At 36.7% G+C, this 26,072-nt stretch carries 30 protein-coding genes and 1 other RNA gene; 8 read left to right on the top strand and 23 right to left on the bottom strand.

What is annotated here, in order from left to right; translation table 11 throughout:
• The first annotated feature begins 89 nt into the window (after positions 1–89).
• Positions 90–977 carry a LysR family transcriptional regulator gene (locus NYE61_RS02235; protein WP_303449256.1) on the top strand — a complete coding sequence of 296 codons (888 nt, stop codon included), beginning with the start codon at positions 90–92 and terminating at the stop codon, positions 975–977.
• Positions 978–1,024: 47 nt separating this feature from the next.
• On the opposite strand, the gene NYE61_RS02230 is transcribed toward NYE61_RS02235, so the two are convergent.
• Both NYE61_RS02230 and NYE61_RS02225 read right to left on the bottom strand, forming a co-directional pair.
• Complete coding sequence (locus tag NYE61_RS02230) at positions 1,025–2,551, bottom strand: FAD-dependent oxidoreductase (protein WP_303449254.1); 1,527 nt, start codon at positions 2,549–2,551, stop codon at positions 1,025–1,027.
• Between the two features lie 172 nt (positions 2,552–2,723).
• Entirely contained in the window at positions 2,724–2,963 is a 240-nt protein-coding gene (locus tag NYE61_RS02225) for a ferredoxin family protein (protein WP_303449252.1), read from the bottom strand.
• Between the two features lie 143 nt (positions 2,964–3,106).
• Here NYE61_RS02225 and NYE61_RS02220 point away from each other — a divergent pair, with 143 nt between their 5' ends.
• On the top strand, positions 3,107–4,297 hold the full coding sequence (locus tag NYE61_RS02220) for a M14 family metallopeptidase (protein ID WP_303449249.1): 1,191 nt from the start codon (positions 3,107–3,109) through the stop codon (positions 4,295–4,297).
• 94 nt (positions 4,298–4,391) lie between these two features.
• On the opposite strand, the gene NYE61_RS02215 is transcribed toward NYE61_RS02220, so the two are convergent.
• The 12 genes from NYE61_RS02215 to NYE61_RS02160 all read right to left on the bottom strand — a co-directional run bounded on the left by NYE61_RS02215 (position 4,392) and on the right by NYE61_RS02160 (position 13,305).
• On the bottom strand, positions 4,392–4,952 hold the full coding sequence (locus NYE61_RS02215; RefSeq protein WP_303449247.1) for a histidine phosphatase family protein: 561 nt from the start codon (positions 4,950–4,952) through the stop codon (positions 4,392–4,394).
• A gap of 268 nt (positions 4,953–5,220) precedes the next feature.
• Positions 5,221–5,430 carry a DUF6501 family protein gene (locus NYE61_RS02210; RefSeq protein ID WP_095309084.1) on the bottom strand — a complete coding sequence of 70 codons (210 nt, stop codon included), beginning with the start codon at positions 5,428–5,430 and terminating at the stop codon, positions 5,221–5,223.
• A gap of 40 nt (positions 5,431–5,470) precedes the next feature.
• Positions 5,471–6,430 carry a peptide-methionine (S)-S-oxide reductase MsrA gene (gene msrA, locus NYE61_RS02205; protein ID WP_095309082.1) on the bottom strand — a complete coding sequence of 320 codons (960 nt, stop codon included), beginning with the start codon at positions 6,428–6,430 and terminating at the stop codon, positions 5,471–5,473.
• 155 nt (positions 6,431–6,585) lie between these two features.
• Positions 6,586–6,864: a YqfQ family protein gene (locus NYE61_RS02200; protein ID WP_240033789.1), complete on the bottom strand. Its 279-nt coding sequence runs from the start codon at positions 6,862–6,864 to the stop codon at positions 6,586–6,588.
• Between the two features lie 418 nt (positions 6,865–7,282).
• Positions 7,283–7,495 carry a YozE family protein gene (locus tag NYE61_RS02195; protein WP_095309077.1) on the bottom strand — a complete coding sequence of 71 codons (213 nt, stop codon included), beginning with the start codon at positions 7,493–7,495 and terminating at the stop codon, positions 7,283–7,285.
• Positions 7,496–7,506: 11 nt separating this feature from the next.
• Positions 7,507–8,274, bottom strand: a complete 768-nt coding sequence (tatC, locus tag NYE61_RS02190; RefSeq protein WP_095309075.1) for a twin-arginine translocase subunit TatC — start codon at positions 8,272–8,274, stop codon at positions 7,507–7,509.
• Positions 8,275–8,760: 486 nt separating this feature from the next.
• Positions 8,761–8,943 (bottom strand): twin-arginine translocase TatA/TatE family subunit, encoded by a 183-nt coding sequence (gene tatA, locus NYE61_RS02185; protein WP_095309073.1) that lies wholly within the window; start codon positions 8,941–8,943, stop codon positions 8,761–8,763.
• Between the two features lie 18 nt (positions 8,944–8,961).
• On the bottom strand, positions 8,962–9,174 hold the full coding sequence (tatA, locus tag NYE61_RS02180; protein ID WP_095309071.1) for a twin-arginine translocase TatA/TatE family subunit: 213 nt from the start codon (positions 9,172–9,174) through the stop codon (positions 8,962–8,964).
• 108 nt (positions 9,175–9,282) lie between these two features.
• The gene (locus NYE61_RS02175; protein WP_095309069.1) at positions 9,283–9,771 is read right to left on the bottom strand and encodes a dihydrofolate reductase; all 489 of its coding nucleotides are present in this window, start codon (positions 9,769–9,771) and stop codon (positions 9,283–9,285) included.
• A gap of 17 nt (positions 9,772–9,788) precedes the next feature.
• Positions 9,789–10,745 carry a thymidylate synthase gene (locus tag NYE61_RS02170; RefSeq protein ID WP_095309067.1) on the bottom strand — a complete coding sequence of 319 codons (957 nt, stop codon included), beginning with the start codon at positions 10,743–10,745 and terminating at the stop codon, positions 9,789–9,791.
• A gap of 299 nt (positions 10,746–11,044) precedes the next feature.
• Positions 11,045–11,635, bottom strand: coding sequence for an HD domain-containing protein (locus tag NYE61_RS02165; protein ID WP_095309065.1), 591 nt, complete (start codon positions 11,633–11,635; stop codon positions 11,045–11,047).
• The gene (locus NYE61_RS02160) at positions 11,635–13,305 is read right to left on the bottom strand and encodes a formate--tetrahydrofolate ligase (RefSeq protein ID WP_303449239.1); all 1,671 of its coding nucleotides are present in this window, start codon (positions 13,303–13,305) and stop codon (positions 11,635–11,637) included. Before NYE61_RS02160 ends, NYE61_RS02165 begins: the two co-directional genes overlap by 1 nt.
• Positions 13,306–13,623: 318 nt before the next feature.
• On the opposite strand from NYE61_RS02160, the gene NYE61_RS02155 reads away from it, so the two are divergent.
• Positions 13,624–13,824, top strand: coding sequence for a cold-shock protein (locus tag NYE61_RS02155; RefSeq protein ID WP_095309061.1), 201 nt, complete (start codon positions 13,624–13,626; stop codon positions 13,822–13,824).
• Positions 13,825–14,190: 366 nt separating this feature from the next.
• Here the strand turns inward: NYE61_RS02155 and NYE61_RS02150 are convergent, their stop codons facing one another.
• From NYE61_RS02150 to NYE61_RS02140, 3 genes are all read right to left on the bottom strand, one after another.
• Entirely contained in the window at positions 14,191–14,652 is a 462-nt protein-coding gene (locus NYE61_RS02150) for an SRPBCC family protein (protein WP_095309059.1), read from the bottom strand.
• 269 nt (positions 14,653–14,921) lie between these two features.
• The gene (locus NYE61_RS02145; protein ID WP_251658885.1) at positions 14,922–15,284 is read right to left on the bottom strand and encodes a helix-turn-helix transcriptional regulator; all 363 of its coding nucleotides are present in this window, start codon (positions 15,282–15,284) and stop codon (positions 14,922–14,924) included.
• Positions 15,271–15,702, bottom strand: coding sequence for an SRPBCC domain-containing protein (locus NYE61_RS02140; protein WP_303449233.1), 432 nt, complete (start codon positions 15,700–15,702; stop codon positions 15,271–15,273). Before NYE61_RS02140 ends, NYE61_RS02145 begins: the two co-directional genes overlap by 14 nt.
• Before the next feature lie 413 nt (positions 15,703–16,115).
• Here NYE61_RS02140 and NYE61_RS02135 point away from each other — a divergent pair, with 413 nt between their 5' ends.
• From NYE61_RS02135 to NYE61_RS02125, 3 genes are all read left to right on the top strand, one after another.
• Positions 16,116–16,253 carry a cytochrome c oxidase subunit 2A gene (locus tag NYE61_RS02135; protein ID WP_095309051.1) on the top strand — a complete coding sequence of 46 codons (138 nt, stop codon included), beginning with the start codon at positions 16,116–16,118 and terminating at the stop codon, positions 16,251–16,253.
• A 29-nt stretch (positions 16,254–16,282) separates the two neighbouring features.
• Entirely contained in the window at positions 16,283–16,786 is a 504-nt protein-coding gene (locus NYE61_RS02130; protein ID WP_303449231.1) for a cytochrome c oxidase subunit II, read from the top strand.
• A gap of 80 nt (positions 16,787–16,866) precedes the next feature.
• The gene (locus tag NYE61_RS02125) at positions 16,867–18,477 is read left to right on the top strand and encodes a b(o/a)3-type cytochrome-c oxidase subunit 1 (protein WP_303449305.1); all 1,611 of its coding nucleotides are present in this window, start codon (positions 16,867–16,869) and stop codon (positions 18,475–18,477) included.
• A 50-nt stretch (positions 18,478–18,527) separates the two neighbouring features.
• Here NYE61_RS02125 and NYE61_RS02120 read toward each other — a convergent pair whose 3' ends face one another.
• The 6 genes from NYE61_RS02120 to NYE61_RS02095 all read right to left on the bottom strand — a co-directional run bounded on the left by NYE61_RS02120 (position 18,528) and on the right by NYE61_RS02095 (position 22,012).
• Entirely contained in the window at positions 18,528–19,655 is a 1,128-nt protein-coding gene (locus NYE61_RS02120; RefSeq protein WP_095309045.1) for a class I SAM-dependent RNA methyltransferase, read from the bottom strand.
• A 308-nt stretch (positions 19,656–19,963) separates the two neighbouring features.
• An RNA gene (gene rnpB, locus NYE61_RS02115) (RNase P RNA component class B) lies at positions 19,964–20,337 on the bottom strand.
• Between the two features lie 82 nt (positions 20,338–20,419).
• On the bottom strand, positions 20,420–20,728 hold the full coding sequence (gpsB, locus tag NYE61_RS02110; protein ID WP_095309043.1) for a cell division regulator GpsB: 309 nt from the start codon (positions 20,726–20,728) through the stop codon (positions 20,420–20,422).
• 195 nt (positions 20,729–20,923) lie between these two features.
• Positions 20,924–21,325, bottom strand: coding sequence for a cytidine deaminase (locus NYE61_RS02105; protein WP_095309041.1), 402 nt, complete (start codon positions 21,323–21,325; stop codon positions 20,924–20,926).
• Between the two features lie 57 nt (positions 21,326–21,382).
• Positions 21,383–21,733, bottom strand: a complete 351-nt coding sequence (locus NYE61_RS02100; RefSeq protein ID WP_095309038.1) for a DUF1798 family protein — start codon at positions 21,731–21,733, stop codon at positions 21,383–21,385.
• Positions 21,734–21,814: 81 nt separating this feature from the next.
• Positions 21,815–22,012: a hypothetical protein gene (locus NYE61_RS02095; RefSeq protein ID WP_303449226.1), complete on the bottom strand. Its 198-nt coding sequence runs from the start codon at positions 22,010–22,012 to the stop codon at positions 21,815–21,817.
• Positions 22,013–22,667: 655 nt separating this feature from the next.
• On the opposite strand from NYE61_RS02095, the gene recU reads away from it, so the two are divergent.
• Together recU and NYE61_RS02085 are read left to right on the top strand one after the other, a co-directional pair.
• Positions 22,668–23,252 (top strand): Holliday junction resolvase RecU, encoded by a 585-nt coding sequence (gene recU, locus NYE61_RS02090; RefSeq protein WP_095309034.1) that lies wholly within the window; start codon positions 22,668–22,670, stop codon positions 23,250–23,252.
• Between the two features lie 18 nt (positions 23,253–23,270).
• Positions 23,271–26,012, top strand: coding sequence for a penicillin-binding protein 1A (locus tag NYE61_RS02085; RefSeq protein WP_303449223.1), 2,742 nt, complete (start codon positions 23,271–23,273; stop codon positions 26,010–26,012).
• The last annotated feature ends 60 nt before the right edge of the window (positions 26,013–26,072 follow it).

Genomic DNA, 26,072 nt, shown 5'->3' with positions numbered 1-26,072 from the left:
TCCCCTTTCTCTTGTAATTATAAATGAACCGAATCATTATTAAAATTTTTAATTTTTTAGTATAATAATAAATAAGTTTTATCAATGAGGTGATTATAATCGACCAAAGAACCTTACAAACATTTTTAATGGCTGCAGAGGTTGAAAATTTTAGAATTGTCGCAGAAAAATTATTTATGACCCAGCCTGCAATCACATCGAAAATGAAACTATTAGAAAAAGAACTTGGTGAGAGGCTCTTTATAAAACACGGTAGAAATGTACAGCTAACTGAGTTCGGAAGATTTTTTTATCAGGAGGCACAGGAGATCCTTTCTCAAATGGATAAAAGCTTGGAAGCTATCAATCGATATAAACAAGGATATCAACGAACGATTCGTATTGCTATTTCTCCCATGTTCACAGAGACTATTTTACCAAGTATATTACGAACATATATAGATGAAAATCCATATGTTGAAGTATCGATTCAAGTTGTTGAATCAATTGAAATTTCTTCTTTAATCGAAAATGGAGAAGTTGATATTGGCTTATCCTGTATTCCCGGGTTATCAAACGTAAAGTCAATAAAATTCCACGAAGAACCCGTTAGCCTTGTTTGTAATCATGATGGATATGATTTGGAAATTGGTCCTGTTATCGATGCGAAAGAATTATTAGAGAATCATATTTTATTTACAGATAATCATCCAAGTTATTGGAGCAATCTAAAAGAACAACTCAAGCAGCTCATCCCTGCTTTACGGATGATGAAAGTAAATCAAACACATGCTACAAAGCGTTTTGTAATGGAAGGCATTGGTATTAGCTTTTTGCCAAAATCAATAATCAAACGCGAACTGATGGAAGGAAGAATTTTAGAAGTTCCAATTGATTTTATAGACGTCCCTTCATCCAGTATGTACATCATTTGTAAGCCTGGACTTCCGATAGAAAAAGAATTTGTCCACTTTATTAAAAATTACCATTATAGTTAAATTCCAATTAAAAACATGGTCCTGTTCAATAGGACCATGTTTTTAAATTAATTTTTAATTCGTTTTAAAGGCTTTTTAGCAGGTCCATCTAAAACCTCGCCTGTATAAGAAAATCGAGATCCGTGGCAAGGGCAATCCCATGAACGTTCACCGGAGTTCCACTCTACTTCACACCCTAAATGTGTACAAGTTGTATCCACCATATGGAGTTTACTATCTTTATCTTTATAAACACCAACTCGATTACCGTCGATCCTGGTAACTGTTGCGTCATCGGCCTTAAGGTCTTTAACCGTATCCTTTGTAAATTCTAGTTTTCCTTTTAACAAATGTTTCGCTACATCGGCATTTACCTCCATAAATTTCTTTACCGAAGGATCAGCTTGAAATCTTGATGGTTTAAATAGATCTGCATATGGATTTTCTTTACGCAAGATGGTATCTGACAGTATCTTAGCTGCAATTGTTCCATTCGTCATCCCCCATTTACGATAGCCTGTAGCAACAAGTACTGCATCCTCGTCTTTCATCGTTGGTCCGATATATGGCACTTTATCCAAGGTTGTTAAGTCTTGTGCTGACCACCTATAGTCAATTTTTTCGACTTGAAAGTGTACGTTAGCAAATTTCTGCAAGGCTTCATAATGCGCAATCGTAGAGTCGCCTTGACCTGTTTTATGATTTTCTCCACCAATGAGCACAAACTCCTTATCATCATGCAACTTTACAGATCTAATGGAGCGTGTTGGTGATTCCGCACTAATATACATTCCTCCTGGAAAATCATTTGGTGACTTTCCTGCGATAAGATATGATCTTTCAGAAAACATGCGAGTAAAATAAAAGCTTTCCCGGTCATAGAAAGGGAAATGAGAAGCTACAATTACATATCGACATGTTACTCGATGTCCATCCCTTGTTATGACACTAGGATGCTTATTATATTCAATATCTACAGCTGTTGTATTTTCATAAACAGTTACAGACTTTTGTAAGCTCTCTTCCACTAATGCTTTCAGATAGTTTAATGGATGAAATTGTGCTTGTGCCTGCATAACAAGAGCCGCTTTTACTGGAATATTAAGTGGTATGCTTTCGACTAATTTATTAGTTATTTTTAATTTGTCATATGCTTCTTTTTCCTTCTCTATTTTTTCCAAATATGTGTCATTGTTTGTGTAAAGATAAGCATCCTCTGTGGTGAGGCTGCATTCAATCCCCTTCTTACTTATTATGTCTTCAATAAACTGTTTCGCTTCTTCAGCAGCCTGATAATACAGGGATGCTTTTTCCAAACCAAAATGGTGAATTAATTCATCGTAAATCAGGCCATGCTGTGCTGTTATTTTCGCGGTAGTATGGCCTGTAGTTCCATTTAAAATGGAGCCTGCATCAAGTAATGCTACCTTAAGATTCTGTTTCGATAGTAAATACGCTGCAGTTATTCCTGTAATGCCACCTCCAATAATGGCTACATCTGTTTTAATGGATTCATTTAAGGTAGAGAATTTCGGTAATGATAGATTTTCACGCCATATAGGTTCAGGAAATTGTGGTAATGTTGGTTTAGCCAATCTGCCTCTCTCCTATCTATTTAGATAGAATCATTATTACCAATACAGGGAAATTTATGTACGACTTACAAAACGCATATAAAAATCCTACGATAAGAAACAGATTGTTAGTATAGTTAGCTTCATCAAGAAAAAAAGCCGCAACCATGGTGGTATGCGGCTTACTGATTTGTTATCTGTCTTCAAAGAATGCACGGTTTAATGCAATATAAGGTGTTTCCTCTTCTGGGACCTCGTCTTCGATAAAAATTGCTTCTACCGGACAAACTGCCTCACATGCTCCGCAATCAATACAAATGTCAGGATCAATGTAAAACATATCTTTGCCTTCTTCTATACAATCAACAGGACATACTTCTACACATTCTCCTGCTTTTTCTGCTTTACAAGGTGATGTAATTACAAAAGCCAAACAAATCTCCTCCTTCGTACACAATGATGTATTATTACATGTATGTTTACCTATTATAGCGTATTATCTTAAAAAAATAAAAGATTCATCATTCTTTTCAATAAACATATGATGTAATATTCATGTTGAAAGGGAGAATGATAATGAAAATTACTGTACGTTTAGGTGATTCGCTTTGGTATTATAGCCAGTTATTTAACATCCCAGTAATCTTAATCGAAACCTCAAATCCCGGGATAAATGCGTTACAAATTCAAGTTGGGCAAGAAATTAAAATACCAGGCTATTTACGAGAAAATTATACAATTGAACCGAATGATTCATTTTGGAGACTAGCAATCGAAAATAATATACCATTAGATTTGATAGAATTAATGAATTCGACAATTGATTCTTCACAGCTTCAGGTTGGCCAGACCATTTATCTGCCTCGGAGAGTTACTGAATTTGTAATTGATGATATAGCAAATTATACGTATGAAAGAATGGTAACAGATATAAATGAGCTGCTTTCCATTTATCCATTTATTATGAAAAGATCTATCGGTAGTTCTGTAATGGGCAAAGATATTACGGAACTGCAAATTGGTGCTGGACCAACTGAAGTTCACCTAAATGGATCATTTCATGCAAATGAATGGATTACTACTCCGATTATCATGCGATTTATTAATGAGTATGCTTTATCGCTTACAAATGGACTGCCTATCAATGACCTTGCAACGTTACCAATGTACCAAGCAACGCTATTTTCAGCTGTGCCGATGGTTAATCCGGATGGAGTAAATCTCGTAATACAGGGAGCATCTGCAGCTGGTGACTATAGTAATTCTGTTTTAGCTATTAATCAGCAAAGTCAAGATTTTTCAGGTTGGAAGGCAAATATTAATGGCGTTGATTTAAATAATCAATTTCCTGCTTTATGGGAAATTGAAGCAGATAGAAAACCAACAATTCCACAACCTAGAGATTTTCCAGGAACTGCTCCATTAACAGAACCAGAAGCAATTGCAATGGCAAATTTAGCTGAAGAAAGAAACTTTAGAAGGATGAACGCTTTTCATACTCAAGGAAAAGTTATTTTTTGGGGATTTGAAGGATTAGAGCCACCTGAATCCGCAGAAATTGTAAATGAGTATGAAAGAGTCAGTGGCTATACACCTATTCAATATGTTGATAGTTATGCAGGATATAAGGATTGGTTTATTCAAGAATTTCGAAGACCTGGCTTTACAGTAGAACTTGGAGAAGGTGTCAACCCCCTGCCGATCGAGCAATTTCAGGAAATTTATGAAGACAGCTTAGGAATAATGTTAGCAAATTTATACTTATAATTCTTGTTCAAGATGAAAAGGACCTAAAGCAGGACGTGTCGGTAGCTAATCGAACGTCCTCTGTTCTCGATGTGTCATTTTTTTGAACAACCTCTTACAATTCATTTGGTCTCCAGACACATTCCAACATACTGTCAGTATCATCAAACTGCAACAGATAGATATCTGGATTTCTTAATTCTTTCCATTGATTAAAGCCAAAGCGTTTATCAAATTGATGAAAAACATGGGATAATAAATTTCCATGACTGACTATAATAGCATGTTTAATAGAAGAGTCATTATAAAGAGGATTTAAAACCCCATTACATCGATGCAATAGATCTCGTGCAGACTCTCCACCTGGCAACGAAAAATGTTCATCCAAAAAGGATCGTTCCAGTCCATCCATCCAGTCTTCAACCGGCTCTTCACTAAGAATACGCTCTTTTAAACGTTCGTCAATTTGAATCGTTGAATCTGTTAATTCTGCATATGGCTTAATACTTTCAATCGCTCTTAAGTAAGGACTTGAAAGAATTAGATCAAACGTTATCGGCAGCTCATTAAAATATTCGGCTAGCTCTCTTGCTTGTTTAATTCCGTCTTTTGTTAACGGAGAATCCCTGTGTTGACCGTGAGCGGAACAATGTCTGACAAAATAAATTTTTTTCATGTTCGATCATCCCTCCAGTTTGGATGGTTCTCTACTAAGTCTACAGTTGGATAAGTTGTAAATGAGTAGATAAATTATAGCATCAAATGTTGGAATAGAAAACAATATATTCTAAAATTTAATGAAAATATAATGAACAAAAGCAAAAGCACCTGCATAGCGAGGTGTGACTGGTCGTGGTCGCTCCGAGATGAAGTTATCCACTGCATACAAACTATATAGTTTCCTGGCAGGAATAAAAAATAACAGGATTGCTCCTGTTATTTTTTTAATTCTTCACTTCTTTAAAATAATCTTTCCTAAATCCTGCCATCCGGTTACTATTATCAATGATAAAGTAAAATTCATCCGATTCATTTTTTACATCATAGATTTTTCCTGGTGTAAGCTTATGATGAACAATAAATTTCTTAGCATCTGCATGAACACATTCAATTTTTTTTAGTGTTTCTCTATTTCCCCAATTTAAGTGAATCATTTTTTATTCCTTCTTTCTGGTTTACATAATAATATTACCGTTAATTAAATAAATGTAGGTATTCCCCGTACCCTTCATCAGCCATTTTTTCTTTCGGGATAAAGCGCATTGCAGCAGAATTCATACAATAACGTAACCCACCAGCCTCCACTGGTCCATCTTCAAATACATGTCCTAAATGAGAGTTTGAACTATTACTTTTAACTTCTGTTCGTATCATCCCATGAGTAGTATCCATGTTTTCTTTTAGTTGATATGCGTCAATCGGCTTCGTAAAGCTTGGCCAACCACAGCCAGCATCATATTGATCTTGTGAGGAAAAAAGGGCTTTTCCAGACACAACATCAACATAAATGCCTTCCTTGTTATTATCCCAATACTCATTCTGAAAAGGACGCTCAGTCCCATTCTCTTGTGTTACATGATACTGGATTGGTGTTAACTTTTTCTTTAACGCTGCTTTATCATACTTCTCTTGCCAATTATCCTTAATAAAATCTTCCCTACCTGATCCTTTTTTATATAGCCGGTAATGGAACGATTGCTTTTTATAATAATCCTGGTGACTGTCTTCCGCACGGTAGAAGGGTTTAGCAGGAAGAATTTGTGTAGCAATCGGTTTAGAGAATTTCCCACTTGCTTCCAATTTTTGCTTTGATTTCTCGGCAATCTGCTTTTGTGATTCATCATGATAGAAGATTGCTGTTTGATAGGACTCTCCCCTATCATTAAATTGTCCCCCTGCATCTGTTGGATCGATTTGCTGCCAGAAAGTGTTTACTAGTTCCTCATAAGACATATAATTTGGATTAAATGTTATTTGCACTGCTTCCACATGTCCTGTGGTATTTGTGCAAACCTGTTCATATGTTGGATTTTCAACATGCCCTCCAGTATAACCAGAAACGATGCTTTCAATTCCAGGACGTTGATCAAAGGGTTCGACCATGCACCAGAAACACCCACCTGCAAATGTTGCTAACTTTAAATTTGTAGACATGTAAATACCTCCAGTATAAATTGAATTGCTCTTATCAAACTATATATACTCATATGAAAATTATCATCTTTATCAGATTAACTTAAAGTAATCCAATGGCTTATCTTTATTTTTCCCTTTTTATAGAGAAAAATCAAGTGGGGCGACTTAAAATGTTATATATACAATCTGGGTTTTGGAACATTGATTGTAGATGACCGTTTTGTTCTTGATGCAGCCGCACTTTCTTGTGATTCAGATGGTTTACTTTCATGCGTCTCAGTGACTTCTTCTTTATCATCACTTTTTTCTATTTCTTTAAAAACCTTTATCATTCGATACATTGCAGGTAGATTTTTTATCATTGGTCCGTATTCTTTCACAATCGGAGCTCCTGTTTGAACCATGTTTAGTACCTGCTGCACCCCGTCGAGTGTCTTTGAAAGACCGCTCATAACTCCTTTTCCTCCTACTTTAGTTGTCTTCAATTGGCTAGGTTGTATGCTACGCTGCATTGATCTGTTCATTGTGGAAGGATAGAACTGTCGTTGTCTTTGTTGCCTGGATGGAAGTAACATAGGATATCCCCTTTCAACATAAAATCCTCTATGATTAGTTTACGTTTATTTGCATTAATATGTGTAGGCAAATAAATAGGTGAGGAAATATTTCCTGGGAAACCGCAGGAATCAACAAATACTACACGATCTCTCATTCTAAATCAAAAAATAAGTCGTAATTTGTAATATTAATGCCACACTTAACATACATGGGATTTCTGATAATTGATCAAACGTTTGTTTAATTTTAGAATTTAACTAACCCCCTAGATACATTTCTAGGGGGTTGGTTAAGCGAGAAGTTTGGTCTTTTTTAATCGGATTGATAGATCTCCCACAATTCATCAAAAACATTTACTGCATTTGGAAAGGGGCTGTTCCATTCTAAATAATCACTTACATCATTATAATCCGTTGCTTGTTTAGGAAAATTATGATCTTTAAATGCCCAGTCTGCAAGTCTTGATTTTTCATCAGGTCTTGTTTTACCACGATAAGTCAATAAGAAATGATAAAAAGAACGCATCTAATCCCCCATTACGAAATGTTGTTTTCTTGCATAAAGGCTTCATTTTTCCGCAGCTTCTTTCGGTAAACGATTCGAGACATATAGATACTGATTTCATATAGAATTATTAACGGAATAGCCACTACAAGTTGTAAAACAAAATCTGGTGGTGTAATTAATACACCAATTACAATTAAAATAAAATAGGCATATTTTCTGTTTTTAGATAGGAAATCAGGAGTAATTACTCCTAAAGTCGTTAAGAACATTGTAATGAGTGGTAATTCAAATAGCAACGCAAACGGCAAGGTTACCCGTAATAAAAATTTGAAATAGCGATCCACTGTAAACATGACATTAAACATACCATCGTTTAATGAAAGTAAAAACGGCATAATCAATTTAACAAATACGATATAGCCGAATACTAATCCACCAATAAATAGTAAAAATAGAGCTGGAATATAGGATAAAGATGCTTTTCGCTCATACGGCGTCAATCCAGGTTTAATAAATGCCCAAATTTCATAGGATAGAACTGGAATCGTACCAATGATTGCTACTAATCCTGCCATCGAAAAATAAATCCAAATAATTTCAGTTGGACTTATTACGGTTAATTCTAAGTCTATATCTTTACGAAAAAAAGAATAAATATCTTCTACAAATATAAACCCAACAATAAAAAAAACAATAAAGAAAACTGCTGTTATAATGAGTCTGTTTCTTAATTCGGATAAATGGCCAACTAAATTCATATCCTTATCGTTATTTACTTGTTGCTGGTCTTCTGTCATTCTAATCACTCCCTACCATCTATAGAACAAAAGCGCAAACGCCCGGTTAGCGACGTACGGACTGCGTCCCGAACTTTGACGTGGTTCGATGGATCGAACATTCCTATGCAGGAGATTCACTCCAAAGTATAAGATGATCTATGACTTTCGCCTCTACGGGCGAGAGTCAAGTTCATCTAAAAAGACCCCTTTAGGGTATGCCCATGTTAGGCGTAGCCTGGTTTTAATCGCCCATCCTTTTACTAAAGTCAGGTGCCAGCTTTCACCGCAAGGGTATACGTGCGACTAGGCCTCTTGTATTAGCCAGTCGGCAAGTCTTCTTTATCCTGTCATGAGGTGAGGGAAGTATCGCTAACGCTTAAGCGCTGCAGCTGGACTTGGCTGTTTAGGTAACAATGTTATCCACAGCATTCAAATTTTATTGCTTCCTAAGTTAGCACAAAAGAAGATGTAAGGAATAGTCCCTACACCTCCATCACCGATCTATTAACTGTTTTTATCTTCGCTTTTATTTTCTTTATCGTTTACGATGCCCTGTGTAGCATTCTTAAATTCCCGTAGAGAGTTTCCAAAAGCCTTGCCGATTTCAGGTAATTTAGACGGGCCAAAAACGATTAATGCAACAATAAGTATTAGAATTAAACCAGGAATCCCAATGTTACCTAACATTTTGTATCACTCCGAAATTTATTTAGTTTCTTTGCTGTCACCATGAACAATTGCCTTTACTTCGTTTATTTCCCCTTTCGCATCTTCTGTTAGATTGCGAGTAGAGTTTTTGAATTCACGCAGCGTCTGTCCAGCAGCTTTACCAATTTCCGGGAGTTTCTTTGGACCAAATACAATCAATGCAAGTAAAACAATCAATATTAACCCAGGCACCCCGATATTTGCTAACATGTGTACACCTTCTCTATGCTAAAATTTAACTCATAAAATCAGCTGATTTTAGAATACAGCAAATTCTATCTATATTTTACCTCTTTATTCCCTATTAAACAAGCGCTGCTATTTTCTATCATATTGTAAAAAATAATAGTCATAAGGATTCGTTTCGTTTCTCTCACCTTTAACTTTAGCTGTTAATTCCCATTCACCTTCTGAAAAGCTCGGGAAAAAGGTATCCCCATCAAATTCTTCATCAATCCAAGTAATATACATTCGATCCGCTATATCAATTACTTGATTAAAAATATTTCCGCCGCCAATAATGAAATACTCTTTATCCGGATTGTCCGTATTCCATTCAACTACTGTTTGTAACTGGTCAATTACCTTCACATGTTCCGGAAAATCAGTTTTTGACTTCGTTAATACGACATTCTCACGATTCGGTAACGCGCCTCCCATGGAATCGTATGTTTTTCTCCCCATAATAATCGTATTACCAGTTGTTTTTTCTTTAAAAAAACGTAAATCTTTTGGAAGATGCCATGGCATTTCATTGTTTAGACCAATAACGTGATTGCGATCCATTGCGAGTAATAATGATATCATTTCTGTCCCTCCACTGCTTAAACTGCGATTGGTGCTTTAATACTTGGATGTGGATTGTAATCTACAATTTCAAAATCTGTAAGTTCAAAATCAAAAATAGATGATTTTTCCTGATTTATCTTTAAGCTAGGAAAGGCACGTACCTCACGCTTAAGCTGTGTTTGAACTTGTTCAACATGGTTTGAATAGATATGTGCGTCTCCAAGTGTGTGTACAAACTCCCCAACTTCTAAGTTACATTCATGTGCAATTAAATGTGTCAATAAAGCATAGCTTGCAATGTTGAATGGCACCCCAAGGAAAACATCTGCACTTCGCTGATACAACTGACAAGAAAGCTTGCCATCTGCAACATAAAATTGAAATAAGGTGTGGCAAGGTGGCAATGCCATTTCCGGAAGATCCTCTGGATTCCATGCCGACACAATATGCCTTCTGGAGTTAGGGTTATGACGAATGGATTCAATCACTTCCTGTACTTGATCGATTGTTTCATTGCGTGACGTTTTCCATTTACGCCACTGTTTTCCATAAACAGACCCAAGATCACCGAACGTCTTTGCAAATTCCTCATCTTTGCAGATTCTTTCCTTAAATAAGTTCATTTGCTCCTGATACAACAGATTAAATTCTTCATCCTCTTGGCTGCGGATTCCGAAATTTGTCATATCTGGACCGGTGTATTTTTCACTATGAATCCATTTTTCAAACGCCCATTCATTCCAAATATTATTATTGTTTTCCAATAGATAGCGTATATTCGTATCTCCCTTTAGAAACCAGAGAAGTTCACTTGCAACAAGTCGAAATGGTACTCTTTTTGTTGTTAATAATGGAAACCCTTCACTTAAGTCAAAGCGCATTTGATGTCCAAAAACAGAGTATGTTCCTGTATTTGTTCGATCTCCTTTTTTAAAGCCGTTATCAAGGATATGCTGACATAGATCCAAGTAGGCTTGTTCACCTTTTATCATGCTATCACTCCTAACCCCTATGCCTTGCATAAGAAACAGTATTTAAACATTAATTGTTATTATAACAGATTTTATTGAGGCTGAGCCAAAAGTATTTTTATGAAATAAAAACCGAACATGATTGGTGCAAATAACACGCTCCGGATATATACTTCGCTAAGTTTATGCAACGTTCGTCTTTAACATTAAACACTTTTGTTATGTCCCAGCTTCCTCCTTTCTAGACATATTTCTAGAAATATACGTGACAGTTATTTATTGAATAAAAATAGAATGATCAAATTTCTTAAACTGCACGTTTACCATTCTTGAAAAAATTGTTTAAGAAACGATTCCATATATTGATGGCGTTCTTTCGCCATTTCTCTGGCTGATTCTGTATGCATTAAATCTTTTAACGTCAAAAGCTTATCATAGAAATGCTGAATGGATGTCGATTTACTGTTTGGGTGATACATTAGTTGCTGATTAGCACCCCCAAACGCAAACGTTCTCGCAATGCCAATTGCCCCAATCGCATCCAGTCGGTCCGCATCTTGAACAATTCTTCCTTCTAAAGTGTCTGGAACAGCAATTCCCTTACTAAAAGAAATTCCAGAAATAATATGATTAATTTCATTAATTTGGATTTTATTTAAAGAAATATCACATAAAAAAGTGTTCATTTCCTCTATAGCTTCATTTGGATTATGGAAGAGCTTCTTATCGCCAACATCATGCAACCAAGCAGCCGCTTCACAAAGAAAAACATTAGCCTGCTCCACTTCAGCAATCTTTCTAGAGATACGTGCAACACGTTCCATATGGAAATAATCATGACCTGATTCGTCAGCTTGAAACAATGTGAATACATAATCTCGAATGTGCTTAATTTGTACTTCTTTTTCCATTATGATAATCCCATAATTTTCCCGTTTGCATCTATATCCATGTGTAAGGCGGCAGGTGTCTTAGGTAATCCTGGCATTGTCATAAGATCACCTGTTAGAACAACTATAAATCCAGCTCCAATAGAAGCTTTTAACTCGCGAATAGAAATTGTAAAACCGCTCGGTCGGCCTAATAATGTTGGGTCATCTGATAAAGAATATTGTGTTTTGGCCATACAGACTGGCAGATTGCCCCATCCTTGTTTTTCAAAGAAAACAATTTGTTTCTTTGCCTTTAGTGATAATTCAATATCATCAGCACCATATACCGTCTGTGCTATTTTTCTTATCTTCGTTTCTAACGTATCATTAGCATTGTAAGTTCGAGTAAACTTGGTTTCAGACGTCATTGTTTTCGTCATAACTTTCCTAGCTAGCTCAATACCGCCAGCTCCGCCTTTAGCCCATACATCTGCTAATGCTACATCGATTCCTCTGGATTGGCACCAAGATTCGATAAAATCTGTTTCAGCACTTGTATCAGTTGGGAATTTATTAATGGCAATTACATATGGGAGCCCAAATCGTTCAATGGTATCAATATGTTTATTTAAGTTTTCCATGCCCGCTTTCAACGCCTCGATGTTTTCTGTATTCAAATTCTCCTTTGTTACGCCGCCGTGCATTTTTAATGCTCTGACAGTAGCTACAATAACAATTGCATCAGGATGAAAATTACCTGCTTGCGTTTTTATATTCAGGAATTTTTCAGCACCTAAATCCGCTCCAAAGCCAGCTTCAGTTATAACATAATCACCTAATTTTGCAGCGGTTTTTGTAGCGATTATACTATTACAACCATGTGCAATATTGGCAAAAGGACCACCGTGGATGACAGCTGCGGTATTTTCGATTGTTTGTACGAGATTTGGCTTGAATGCATCCTTTAAAAGTAATGTTAAAGCTCCTTCTACTTCAAGATCTTTCACTGTAACTGGATGATCATCATATGTATAGCCAATAACAATTTTTGAAAGTCTTGTTTTCAAATCTTCCATGTTATCTGCTAGACATAAAATGGCCATTATTTCTGAGGCGGCTGTTATTGTATAGCCATCCTCTCTCGGTACACCTTGGGAAGAACCTCCTAGACCAACAACTACCTGTCTCAGCGCTCGATCATTCATATCAACAACCCGTTTCCACTCCACTTTTCTCGGATCAATATGTAACTTATTATCGCGGTGAATATGATTGTCGATTACGGCAGATAACAAGTTATTTGCACTCGTGATTGCATGGATATCCCCGGTAAAATGAAGATTAATTTCTTCCATCGGTAATACTTGGGAATAACCTCCTCCAGCGGCTCCTCCCTTCAATCCCATCACAGGACCAAGCGATGGTTCACGCAAGGCGATAACAGCCTTTTCTCCTAACTGATTTAACGCTTGCCCTAAGCCAACTGTTACGGTTGACTTTCCTTCTCCTGCAGGTGTGGGATTAATGGAGGTTACGAGAATTATTTTTCCGTTTGGCTTGTCTTTCCATTTTTCTAATAATTTATCGGAAAGCTTTGCTTTTGTATAACCATAAGGTTCGTAGTGATCCGTGGTTAAATCGAGCATTTTCGCAATTTCGGTTATGGGTTTTAATTTTGCCTGTTGGGCGATTTCTATATCTGTTTTCATATCGATGCTCCTTTTCATAGTTCTATAATATAGTTTAACCCTTTCCATTGCTTTTTTCATTAACAAACGGATAATGGATAAATATAAAGATTTGATAAATGCAGAATTTAAGTGTTAATTTCTTGACGAGTTGTTCTAAATAAGCTATATTAGGGGCAAGCAAAGAAGATGTACGGAATCATTGACGAAAAGGCAGCTTCTATAGAAGTGGATGCAATATGATCCTACACTTCTATAGAACCTGCCTTTTTTAATATATTCTGAGTCTATACTTTGTATTAACACGCATTTCACGTGGGAATTTGGGAGGAATAAGACATGGAAAACGGAGTAGTAAAATGGTTCAATGCTGAAAAAGGCTATGGATTTATCCAATTGGAAGAAGGTAATGATGTATTTGTCCATTACTCAGCAATCCAAGAGGAAGGCTTCAAGTCTTTAGAAGAAGGGCAAGAAGTTACTTTTGAAATTGTTGAAGGCGAACGCGGTCCACAAGCCGCAAATGTTGTAAAAAAATAAGCAAAACACATAGAAGTGAAAGCAGTGATTATTCACTGCTTTTTTATTGCCAGAAAATACGGATTAATAACGTTAACGAAATTACAAAAAGCCTAATTTTTCTTTATTAAAAATGAGAAATTGGGCTTTTAGTTACTCCTTTTTGGGAAACTTTAAACAAGCAAACACTGTCTGTCACAATCGATCAGGTGAAAAATTACATTATTCGTCACCCTTAATTCTGGCAACCTTAAATTCGAATATCTATTATCGGAACGAGGTCAAGTATATCTGAAGCATCAGAACCAATTGGAAAAACGCTATTCTTTCTTGCATATACAATAGTAAATCAAGTTCATAGGTTAGATTACAAACTATCTCTTACTATTAAATGTGATCATCAGGAGCTTTGTCTGCTACAACATTTAGAATGATGTTATGCTCAAGAAGTGCCTTTAGTGCACAAAGGACCATCGTGTATCCTCCCATTGATCCAATAGCATAGTTTACCATATCATCTCCATTGCCTGTAAACCCTGAGTTTGTAATTGAGACAAATGTTTCGTTTTCTGTTCGGGGAGTAAATATCCACTCAGTTTTAGTGCTGTCTGAGGATTCAATCCGAATTATTTTGTTTTGCTCGATTTCTTTTACAAAAAGGTCATCAGAAACGCCGTACATCTCCCATTCCCACTTTATATGCTTCCCCTCTTCTAATCTCCCACTGCTTTTGGTAAACCAAAATTTTGTAGTTATTTCCGGATTGATAAAAGCTTCAAATACTTCTTCAACCGGTCTGCGAATAAGCATTTCTGATTTTATAACCGGTATATGATTCAGTGTTATCATTTTAATTTCTCCTTTCATCATTTAAAATCAAATCCTCTTAAGTCTCTTTAACTAACACTTCTACATCTTTCATTGCTTCAAACATTTCGATCCAAGCTTTTTTTTGAGGTATATACCTCTTTCCTCTTAGAATGTACTTTATGTTTTATAGTTACATCTGAACTATTTTTGAGGGGGTAATCACAAGAGTTACATAATCTTGCATCAGGTAGGTCGTCCACTGCTGTATTTTTCAGGTTTATCCATTGTTGTATCGAAGATTATATGGGTTATGTCAGGTCGGAATTATTGTTTGTTTCTGCTACACGTTTAATCCATTCTAATTTTCTATCCCAATCCGTTGCTATATTTCCCATCCACTCTGCTGCACTCGATAGTTGTTCTGGACACACTTTGTATCGAACTTCCCGCCCAACACGTTTGGAGGTAACTAATCCAGCATTATCCATAACTGTAAGGTGTTTAACAACTGCTTGACGAGATACAGTTACCTTAGTCGCCAATGTTGTTGCTGTTACTTGTCCTATAATTGCAATGTGGTCAAGCAGCTCACGACGAGTTGGGTCTGCTAACGCAATTAGAACCTTTTCAAAATTTTTATTGTCTGCAGACGGCATATTACTGCTCAGCAAGTTTTCGCAAAGTTTCCAATTGATAAATCCATCCCTTGACATTTTCTTTAAAAAATTTATGTTTTTCTTCCTCAGAAACGGCAAGGCTGGAAAATCCACTTTCTACTACACTAAGCCAAGTACCCCCATCCTTTTCTTTCAGCATAAACTCAACGAGTGTAGAGTTATCTTCTCCTGGCTCCTCACCGGGAAATGAACTTGCCCACCGACATGAAAGGTAGTTAGGTGAATCTTCTTGTTCAATTAATACCGTGAATTTACCATACTTCGTATCCGCTACAATACGTGCCCCGTCTACTTGTACCCTGTCTGGTCCTGGTGCATCACCCACCCACCATGCTGGTTGGCTTATCAACTCCCATACCGTTCGAACAGATGCATTAATAAAGATCTCTCGTTCAATACGATCATCATTCATTACCACTCCTCCTAACTTTAGGACGTGCAACCATAGGTTAGCACATATTTCTACTATGTCCAACTTTATAATTGCACTTAAATTTAGCGGTTGGCGATCACTTGGAGTGGTCGCTTTAGTCTTTATTATTAAATTGCCCTTATAGAGCGAACGGGCGGATAGTTTACTTCTTCGTATTTCTTCTAATCTAAAAAACCATACAGTAGTCCCGTTTATTGTCAATATAAATAGGTATTTATTCATACTTATTTCACATACTTTTTATACTTAAAAGTTAGTAAAGTCCTAAGATATATAGTTACTAGCGTAATTGAACAAATTGTGAAACGTTAATTATTTCACTAATTTATGTTTCCACTTTGTGTATGATGAAAATATAAGTAACCGATAACATGATGGGAGGATGATATGCAGTGAAACAGAATGGGAAAACTTACACGAATCATGAGAAAGAGCCAAATTTAAAAGGTACATTATTATCGGTGGGAGCCTTAGGTTTATTTATTGTCATTAGTTGGACTGTTGTTTTTGCAATTTTCCTTTCAAGATAAGAAAGGTGATTAAAAAGGAGTGAGAAAAGATGCATTTTCATAAGTTTGAAAAAATATGGCTTACATTTGGTATCGGAGCATTAGTACTATTTTTGGTTATTCTTGGTTACGGAGCTTTTTATCTTGGTACTCACCCTCAAAGCCATGGTGTGACAATTGACCCTCAAAATGTAGAGGCCCATGAGGCTTTTAAGCCTGAAAATTTAGGGCTGACAAAAGTGGATGAAGACCGTTATATTGTCAATGTCGTTGCAAGTGCATTCCATTATGACTTTGGTGTTGATGCAGATGGCAATGCAATAAATCATATTGAAATCCCTAAAGGTGCAACTGTACTATTTCAAGTTGTAACAACGGATGTAATTCATGGTTTTAATATTGCTGGGACAAATGTAAATATGATGGTTGAACCTGGTTATATCAGTAGTATGGAGGTTGAAATGAATCAAGCAGGTGAATTTACCTTACTCTGTAATGAGTACTGTGGTATTGGTCACCATATGATGTATACAACCGTGGAGGTGTATCAATAATGGCGCTTCGAAATGTCGTATTACCTAATGAAGATCCTAGACAATTGCTTGCAATTCCAAAACAAGAAGCAAAACTTTATATGTCTTTTATGTATGTAGCTTTTATATCTTTATTTATTGGTGGTTTAATGGGTTTGTTGCAAGTACTAGTTCGGTCGGGAAGTTTCACACTTCCATTTGGTATTGGTTACTATCAAATTTTAACAGTACATGGCGTTATCCTAGCACTTGTACTAACAACATTTTTTATTATCGGCTTTCAGTTTACGTTAATGAGTAAAACGGTTGGAATGTCAGTTAAACAACGTAAGGTATCATGGCTTGCCTTTTGGATTATGACGATTGGAACACTGGTTACAGCCGTAACTATTTTATTAGGGAAAGCGAGTGTACTCTATACGTTTTATGCACCATTAAAAGCCCATCCAGCCTTTTATATCGGTTTAGCTTTAGTCATCGTTGGTACTTGGGTTGCTGCCTTTGTAAATTGGCGCCAGCTCTACTTATGGAAGAAAGGTCATCCTGGAGAAAAATCTCCCTTACTAGCATTTATGGTAACGATTAATATGATTATGTGGTTTATTGCTTCATTGGGTGTTGCTGCAGCGGTACTAGTACAATTTATTCCATGGTCTCTTGGTTATGCGGAAACAATTAATGTTCTCGTTAGTCGAACATTATTCTGGTATTTCGGTCATCCATTAGTATATTTTTGGCTATTGCCTGCTTACATGGCGTGGTATGCGATTATCCCTAAGATTATTGGCGGAAAACTGTTTAGTGATTCTTTAGCCAGATTATCATTTGTGCTATTTCTGTTTTTTTCCATACCTGTTGGATTTCACCATCAGCTAACAGAACCAGGGATTGACCCTACATGGAAATTTATCCAGGTAGTTTTAACATTTATGGTTATCATTCCTAGTTTAATGACAGCATTTTCTTTATTTGCTACTTTTGAAATTACAGGCCGACGCAAAGGATATGGAGGTTTGTTTGGTTGGTTTAAGCATCTACCGTGGAAAGATGTTCGCTTCTTTGCTCCATTTGTTGGTATGCTAGCTTTTATTCCTGGGGGCGCAGGTGGAATAATAAATGCTTCTCATCAAGTGAACACGCTTGTCCATAATACGATTTGGGTTACGGGGCACTTTCATCTTACTGTTGCCACCACAGTTATTTTAACGTTTTTCGGCATTACGTATTGGCTTATCCCGCATTTAACAGGTAGGAAGCTTACAAAATCCGTTAATCGTTTAGGTATTTTTCAAACGATTGTCTGGGGAGTCGGTATGCTAATCATGTCAGGAGCCATGCATATCCAAGGTCTGCTAGGTGGACCGAGACGTTCTGCATATTCGGATTATGGCGGAACTGAACAAGCTGTCTCGTGGGGTGCTTATCAAATGGCACAAGCGATTGGAGGCACCATTCTTTTTGTCGGGATTATTCTCATGGTATATATTTTCATCAAGCTGACCTTTTTCTCACCAAAAGGAGTGGAAGAATTCCCGATTGCAGAGGAAGAAGAAAATGCTGAGCCGACACCAAAGTGGATGGAAAACTGGAAGCTATGGATTGCCATCACGATAGCTTTAATACTTTTTGCATACACCATTCCGTTTGTAGATATTATACAGAATTCACCACCCGGATCAGTACCGTTCGACTGGCCAATTGGTAATTCCTAAAATAAAATGGAAGAAACAGCGATAACAGCTGCTTCTTCCATTTTATTTACTCATAATTTTCCACCAAAATATTGATAATAATTCGTTTGGATAAATCCGTTGAATAGTTTTCTTTTCTTTGTTGCCTGTGCACCATAATGTTTTTCAAATGCTTCAAAGGCAGTAATGATATAAACGCTCCAGGACGGATGGTTTTTCATTATATTTCCTAAATCTCGATACATCTCTGCAACAATGTCCTGGTCCCCAATACGCTGACCATATGGTGGGTTGCTAATAATATATCCATTCTCCTGGCGTAAAGTTAAATCACTTACTTGCATCTGCTTCCAGGTTATCAGATCTCCTAGCCCTGCTTCGATTGCATTGTCATTAGCAATTTGGATCATTTTATGGTCTATGTCTGAGCCTGTAATCATTAGCTTTTGGTCATAGTTTGCCTTGTCCTCTGCTTCTTCAAAAGCATCATCCCACAGCTTTCTTCTTACAAGCGTCCAATCCTCTGAAGCAAACTCCCGATTGAAGCCAGGTGCAATATTTTGTCCAATTAGGGCCGCCTCAATTGCAATTGTCCCGGAACCGCAGAATGGATCAATCAACGGATATTCGGGTTTCCAGTTCGTTAGCATAATCAGTGCAGCTGCTAATGTTTCTTTTAGCGGCGCTTCACCTTGTCCAACGCGGTATCCTCGTTTATGAAGGCCTGTACCTGATGTATCGATTGTTAATGTTACAGTATCCTTTAATATCGCAACTTCTGTTTTATAGAAAGCTCCTGTTTCTGGCATTTTGGTAGCCAGGCCATATTTTAGTTTTAATCTTTCTGCAATGGCCTTTTTTACAATAGCTTGACAGTCAGACACACTAAATAGCGTTGATTTCACAGATTTACCTGAGACCGGGAATTGGCCATCCTCTGCGATATAATATTCCCACGGTAATGCTTTCGTTGCTTCAAAGAGCTCATCAAATGTTGTAGCCTTAAATTGGCCAACAATTAATTTAATTCGGTCAGCACTGCGCAACCATAAATTACAGCGCGGTATAGCTGAAAGTGGTGCTTCAAATATAACTTTGCCGTTGTCTACAGTTACTTCGTATCCTAATTGTTTTACTTCATGTGCAACTATTGATTCTAAACCCATTGCTGCAGTTGCGATTAATGTTACTTTTTGCATCCAACTATTCCCTTCAATTTAAGTTAGTCCTAGTTTACCATATTAGTGTGCATTCAAAAAGGAGGATAAAAAGGTCCAAGGTGGCTAAGAACACAACGTTCTGGGACTGCGATTACTCGCCCTATCGAAAAGCTTTGTTGCAACGCCGACACTAGCACGTGTCGGTACTTAGTCGAAGGTCCTCTGTTCTCGATGTGTCATTTTTTCCAGGCTTTTTCAAACAACTTCTAGAACTTAAAAATAAAAAAACCTTTCCTATACCGATACCGGCAAAGAAAGGTTTCTATTCGTAATCAGACCATTAAATGCTCGATAAGCCATGTTCTGTACCATAGTACTGCAAACGGTGGTCAACCTCGTACTCCGGTTGTAATCATCTATCTACAAGTTAAAACTTGTCCCTGTTTCGGTTGAATTCCCTACTAAAGGATGCCCCTACCATTATTTGGGTTGCTCACTCGTGGGGTTTACCTCGTTCCACCCAGAGTGTTTCCACTCCAGCTACGTCACTGTGGCACTTTAAAGAATAGTTCCATATCATTTTTGACTTAGGAATGTTTTCTGCCGTTAGCATAAAAGCTACCTTGACTTATGAATTCATCAAGCACGAACACTACTGACATCTCAGTCTGTGTGAGCATGGACTTTCCTCTGCATTTACATGCAGCGATTACATGAGCATTTAATTACCGTACGTATAAGCATATCATACCTGTGAACATTTTTCAACAACTGCATAAAACTGCTTTAAACCTCGAGAAAAACTATTCACCTGATTCAACGAATTTTTTACCAAAAACTGCTTTTTCCAAATTAGATAGACGTTTCAATACGTCATAATTAACTTGACTAGTAGCTTGTGGTGCTCTTGATCTTGTTTGGTCAGTAGAATTTTTTCTGAGTTTTTCATTTTCGGCTTGTAATCGGTCGACTTCTTGCTTAAACAAATCATAATCTTGTATGATAATATCTAAAAACTCATCAACTTCTTCTTGATTATATCCACGCATTGCTGTTTTAAAATCCTTTTCCAAAATATCTTTTCCACTAAGTTGAACTCGATTTATACTCATCTCATCACCTCATGATCTTCATCTATACTATTTTTAATAGAATTAATTAGGTTCAATTATAAATGTATGAATCAAAAGAAGCTTTATTACCGAAATTATATTTTTATTATACCATAAAAAAGGAAACTGAATATCAGTCTCCTTTATTTTTCGTAAATAAGGAAAAATGACTACCTTTAGTAGGTATAATATTCTTTAATTTTTAAGTAAATCGTTCGTTTCAAACGAAAATGGCAGTAATTCCTCCATGGTAAACGATTTTATTTCTTTTTTTAGATTTGTTAAATGAATTGGCATCGACTTGTCAAAGAACTCACTCATTACTTGACGACAAGACCCGCATGGTGGAACAGGTCTTGCAGTATCCGCTGCAACAGCTAGCTCTTGAAACTTTGTCTCTCCTTCTGATATAGCTTTAAAGATTGCTACACGCTCAGCACAACACGCAACAGGATATGCTGCGTTTTCAATATTACATCCAGTATAAATTTTCCCTGATTCAGTAAGCAACGCTGCACCTACTTGAAATTTTGAATACGGGACATAAGCGCGTTCTCTTATTTTAATTGCTTCTTCAATTAGTTTATTCGTTGACATTCCACTCATCCTTTAGCTTTATTACAAGTTATTAAAGTTACTTCCAGGAAATATATATTACGGTATATCATCTAACAGTAAATCAAACACATACAAAATGGAAGTATATAGTTCCATATATCGTTTTCTACGTGCATCAATATAATAACTGTGCATTAAGAGAAGTTCCATATTTTCTTTTGTTGACGTTATTTGGTGGGGATGCACTTTTGCTTCTCTATTTTTAACAACTTTTAATGCAGATGCTTCCCATTCTTCCAACAATGTATACACTGGCAAGGTTTCTTCTTTTACTTTCAAAAAAAATGCCTTATCGCGACTGTCTGCAGGTGCCTCATTATGCTCAAATCTTTCCTTTAACTGGTTGAGATGATTTTTCAGACTTTCTGTTTGTTTTTTTAATTCCATGCTGTATTTCCGCCTTTAATTTGTTTATAACTGTTTATACCCTACTTTACCATTTTTATGTCAAGAAGGCATCTATTTCTTTCAGGCCCTCATTTTCTCAATTGACGATTTGGTATAGTCAATTTGATGAATCTCATTTTGAAAGTGCATCCACACTTCGCGGTCCACATGCACTTTTAGTTTTTGATCAATAAGTCTTAACTGATTCTCCATTTGTTGTAGTGTATGATGTGCCTTACTTTTGCTAATACCAGTTTGTTCTTTTAAAGGATAGGACATAATATCACCCTTAATTTTTTATTTGATAATGCTACAATTCTCCAACGAGAGGTTACTCCCCTTCTCCTTCGACAAAACTAGAAGCAATATTACAAAACTAGTGTAAAGGGTTATTTTTTCACTAAAATGAGACAGACTAGAACCAAAGGAGGTGTTATGGTTGAAACAATCGAAGAACGCACGCAAAAATGCAGCTGGTCGTGAAGAAAAATCATTAAAAACTGGTGATAAGAAACTGAATGGACCAAACCGCCCATCTACTTAAATAAAATAATTATTGTATGTAAAAGGATTTGTGTGGTTTATCAACACAAATCCTTTTACATACTTACATTACTATTGGAGAAATTAAATTGTTATTCTACCCATACAAAAATCCCTATCGTTACATTAATATTTCTTCTTATCACTGTTATAAACTTGAATCAATTGTGAAATTATGTACAATAAAGAATGGAAGGTGTCTGACGAAACAATCGTTAAATTGTCAATAATGTGGTCGGTTTTAAATTGTTATATCATGATATAATAAAGTACTAGCGACATATTTTATTTGCATGCGATACAAATAAAATAAGCTATTCTTTGTGGTTTAAAGTTATCATTTACCTCTTTTTCTGATATTATACTTTCATATGTTGGGAGGGAATATCTTTTGAACTATCCAAATGGGCAAAAAAAACTGATGCCAGTTAGGATAAAGCAAGATAAAAATACATTTAGCAACCGAGGGATGTCCTTAGAAGAGGATATTAATATTACGAATCAATTTTATCTTGATACAGGTAAAGCAGTCATTCACAAAAAACCGACACCTGTCCAAATTGTAAATGTCAATTATCCAAAACGAAGTGCAGCTGTTATTACAGAAGCATATTTTAAGCAAGCTTCTACTACAGATTATAATGGTATTTATCAAGGTAAATATATTGACTTTGAAGCAAAGGAAACAAAAAACAAAACGCTTTTTCCGTTAGCGAACATACATGATCACCAGATAGAACATATGAAAGCAATTGTTAATCAAGGCGGGATTTGCTTTATTATTATTCGGTTTGCAACCTATGATGAAACATATTTTTTAGAGGCAAAGAAACTTTTCCAGTTTTGGAACGACAAATTAAATAATGGGAAAAAATCTATTTCTTATGAAAAGATTCAGCAGGAAAGTTTTTTAATTCCATTCCATTTTCAAAAGCGTATTGATTATTTATCGATTATAGATAAGCTTTATTTTTAGAGACGGAGGTATTGAACGATGGCAGATAATAGCCAGAGTCGAGCAGCTAGAAGAAAACAAAAGAAGAAAACGAAAAAGAAACCTATTTGGAAGAAAGTACTATTTTCCTTTCTCCTGATATTTTTATTACTAGGAGTAGGAGGCGCAGCCTTAGGGGCGTATTGGATTGCAACAGCTCCAGAATTGGATCCAACAAAATTAGAAGATACTTTCTCCTCTACTGTTTATGATAAATATGGGGAAGAATTCGCAAGTCTAAGTGGAGATGAAAAACGAACAAAAGTATCTTATGAAGACTTACCTCAAGAATTAATAGACGCAGTAACTGCTACGGAGGATGCGAGGTTCTTTGAACATTCAGGTATTGACTTACGAAGACTTGGCGGCGCAATATTAGCAAATATTTCGGACGGCTTTGGTTCCCAGGGTGCTAGTACAATTACGCATCAGGTCGTTGAGAAATCATTTTTACCACCTGACAAGAAAATAAGTTTAAAAGTACAGGAACAATGGCTGGCATTACAGTTGGAAAGACAATATTCCAAAGAAGAAATCTTAGAATTCTATCTAAATAAAGTCTTTTACGGTAACAGAGCATATGGTGTAGCGGAGGCAGCGAAAAACTATTTTGGTAAAACGGATTTACATGAATTAACGTTACCAGAAGTGGCCATACTAGCCGGTTTACCCCAACGTCCAACTGCATATAATCCTTTTGAAAATCCGGATTTAACAGAAAAGCGAATGAATACGGTGCTAACATTAATGGTTAGACATGGGAAAATTACAGAAGAAGAAGCTGACGAAGCTAGAGAGGTAGATATCCCCTCCCTATTGGTTGAATCTCGTCCAGACCCAACACCGTACGAAGCATTCCTCCAACAGGTAGATAAAGAGGTTAGAGAAAAAGTCGGCGATGCAGATATCTATTCAGATGGCTTGAAGGTTTATACGACAATAGATCCAAAAGCACAGGAATACGTAGAATTTTTACTTACGGACAGTGAGGAGAATCCGATCAACTATCCTGATGATAACATGCAAGCAGCTATGACTGTTTTAGATACAAAAAGTGGTGCCATTCAGGCGATAGGTGGTAGCAGAAATAATGAAGGAGTTCAAGGATTCAATTACGCCATTCGTGATGGTAGTCAGATCGGATCAACAGCCAAGCCGATTATGTCATTTGGTCCAGCTATTGAATATAATAAGCTTTCGACCTATCATCAACTAAATGATGATGCACCATATGAAATTGCTGGTTCTTCTCCGGTTAGAAACTGGAATCGAAGCCATGCTGGTTGGATCACAATGCGCCATGCAATGAGCCAATCCTTGAACGTACCGACTTTGAAGTTACTGGATGAAGTTGGAATTGATAAGGCACAAGAATTTGCTGAAGGACTAGGAATCAAATTCCCTAATGATCAAATGAACATTCGAGATGCTATTGGTGGAACTGAAACAAATGTAACGCCACTTCAATTAGCTGGAGCATTCCATGCATTTGGCAATCAAGGAATTTATACAGAGCCTTATGCCGTAACAAGTGTTGAATTCCCAGACGGAAGAGTAGTTGATTTAACTCCAGATTCAACTGCAGCAATGTCCGATTACACAGCCTATATGGTTACGGATATGTTAAAATCAGTTGTTACGAGTGGTACTGCTACAGCAGCAAATGTACCTGGTGTTCCAGTAGCTGGTAAAACTGGTACGACAAACGAAAATCGAGATTCATGGTTTGCTGGATATAGTACCAATTATACGATTACAGCCTGGACTGGCGGCTATACAGAAGATGGAAAGCGGGCACCATTAAATGATACAAGTATCGCGCAGGCATTATTTAAAAACACCATGCAAAAAATATCCGAAGGAATTGAAACACCTGATTTTGCAAAACCCGATTCGGTTGTAGAGGTTACCGTTGAGAAAGGGTCTAACCCACCTGCATTACCGAGTGAGTATACACCAGACTCAGATAAAATTACCGAGTTATTTGTGAAAGGAACAGAGCCGAAACAAACATCAGAGAAATTCGATCAATTAGATTCAGTTTCCGGCTTAAACGCGGTTTATGATGAGGAATCGAACGCCATTCAGGTTGAGTGGAATTATAGTGCTGATGACGACGTTAGCTTTGAAGTAAGCGCAAGTGTAGACGGTGGTCAAATGCAAAACCTATCCTCTACAGAAGATACATCAATGGAAATTACTGAAGTGGAACCAGGGGCTTCTTATGAAATACAGGTTGTCGCAGTAAATGGTTCCATGAAAAGTGATCCAAGTACTACCTCTGTCACAGTTCCAGGAGAAGATGAGGAAGAAAATGAAGAGGAAGATATCCCGCCGGTTAGCGGCTTAACAGCACAGTATATTGCAGCATCTTCAATCATTGATGTAAATTGGAACTATGACGGACCAGATGCGTCTTTTGAAGTATCTGTAAACGGTCAGACACAAACTGTTCAATCGAATGGAATTGAAATCAGTGGTGCAGCACCAGGTCAAACCTACACAATTAATGTTACCCCAATTGGGGCGAATAATACTCGTGGTGATTCTCAAAGTACCACTGTTGAGGTCCCTGCGGAAGAAGAAGCTAATGAAAATGAAGCAGAAAACGAAGGCGTTGAGCCTGAAGAGGAAGAAAACGAAGAAGAGCCTGAACAAGACCAAGGTCAGGGAGAAGACCAAGATCAAGGACAAGGTGAAGGAGAAGACCAAGGTCAAGGCCAGGAAGAATCTGAAGAGTAATAACGATAACGAAAAGAGGTAAACTAGCAAAGTTTACCTCTTTTTTCGTTATTTAAAGCA

Origin of the sequence: Oceanobacillus sp. FSL W7-1304 (assembly GCF_037969805.1) — a bacterium.
Taxonomy (GTDB): Bacteria; Bacillota; Bacilli; order Bacillales; family Amphibacillaceae; genus Oceanobacillus; species Oceanobacillus profundus.
The sequence above is the reverse complement of the archived record's forward strand: the minus strand, read 5'-3'. Positions and strand labels throughout refer to the sequence as shown.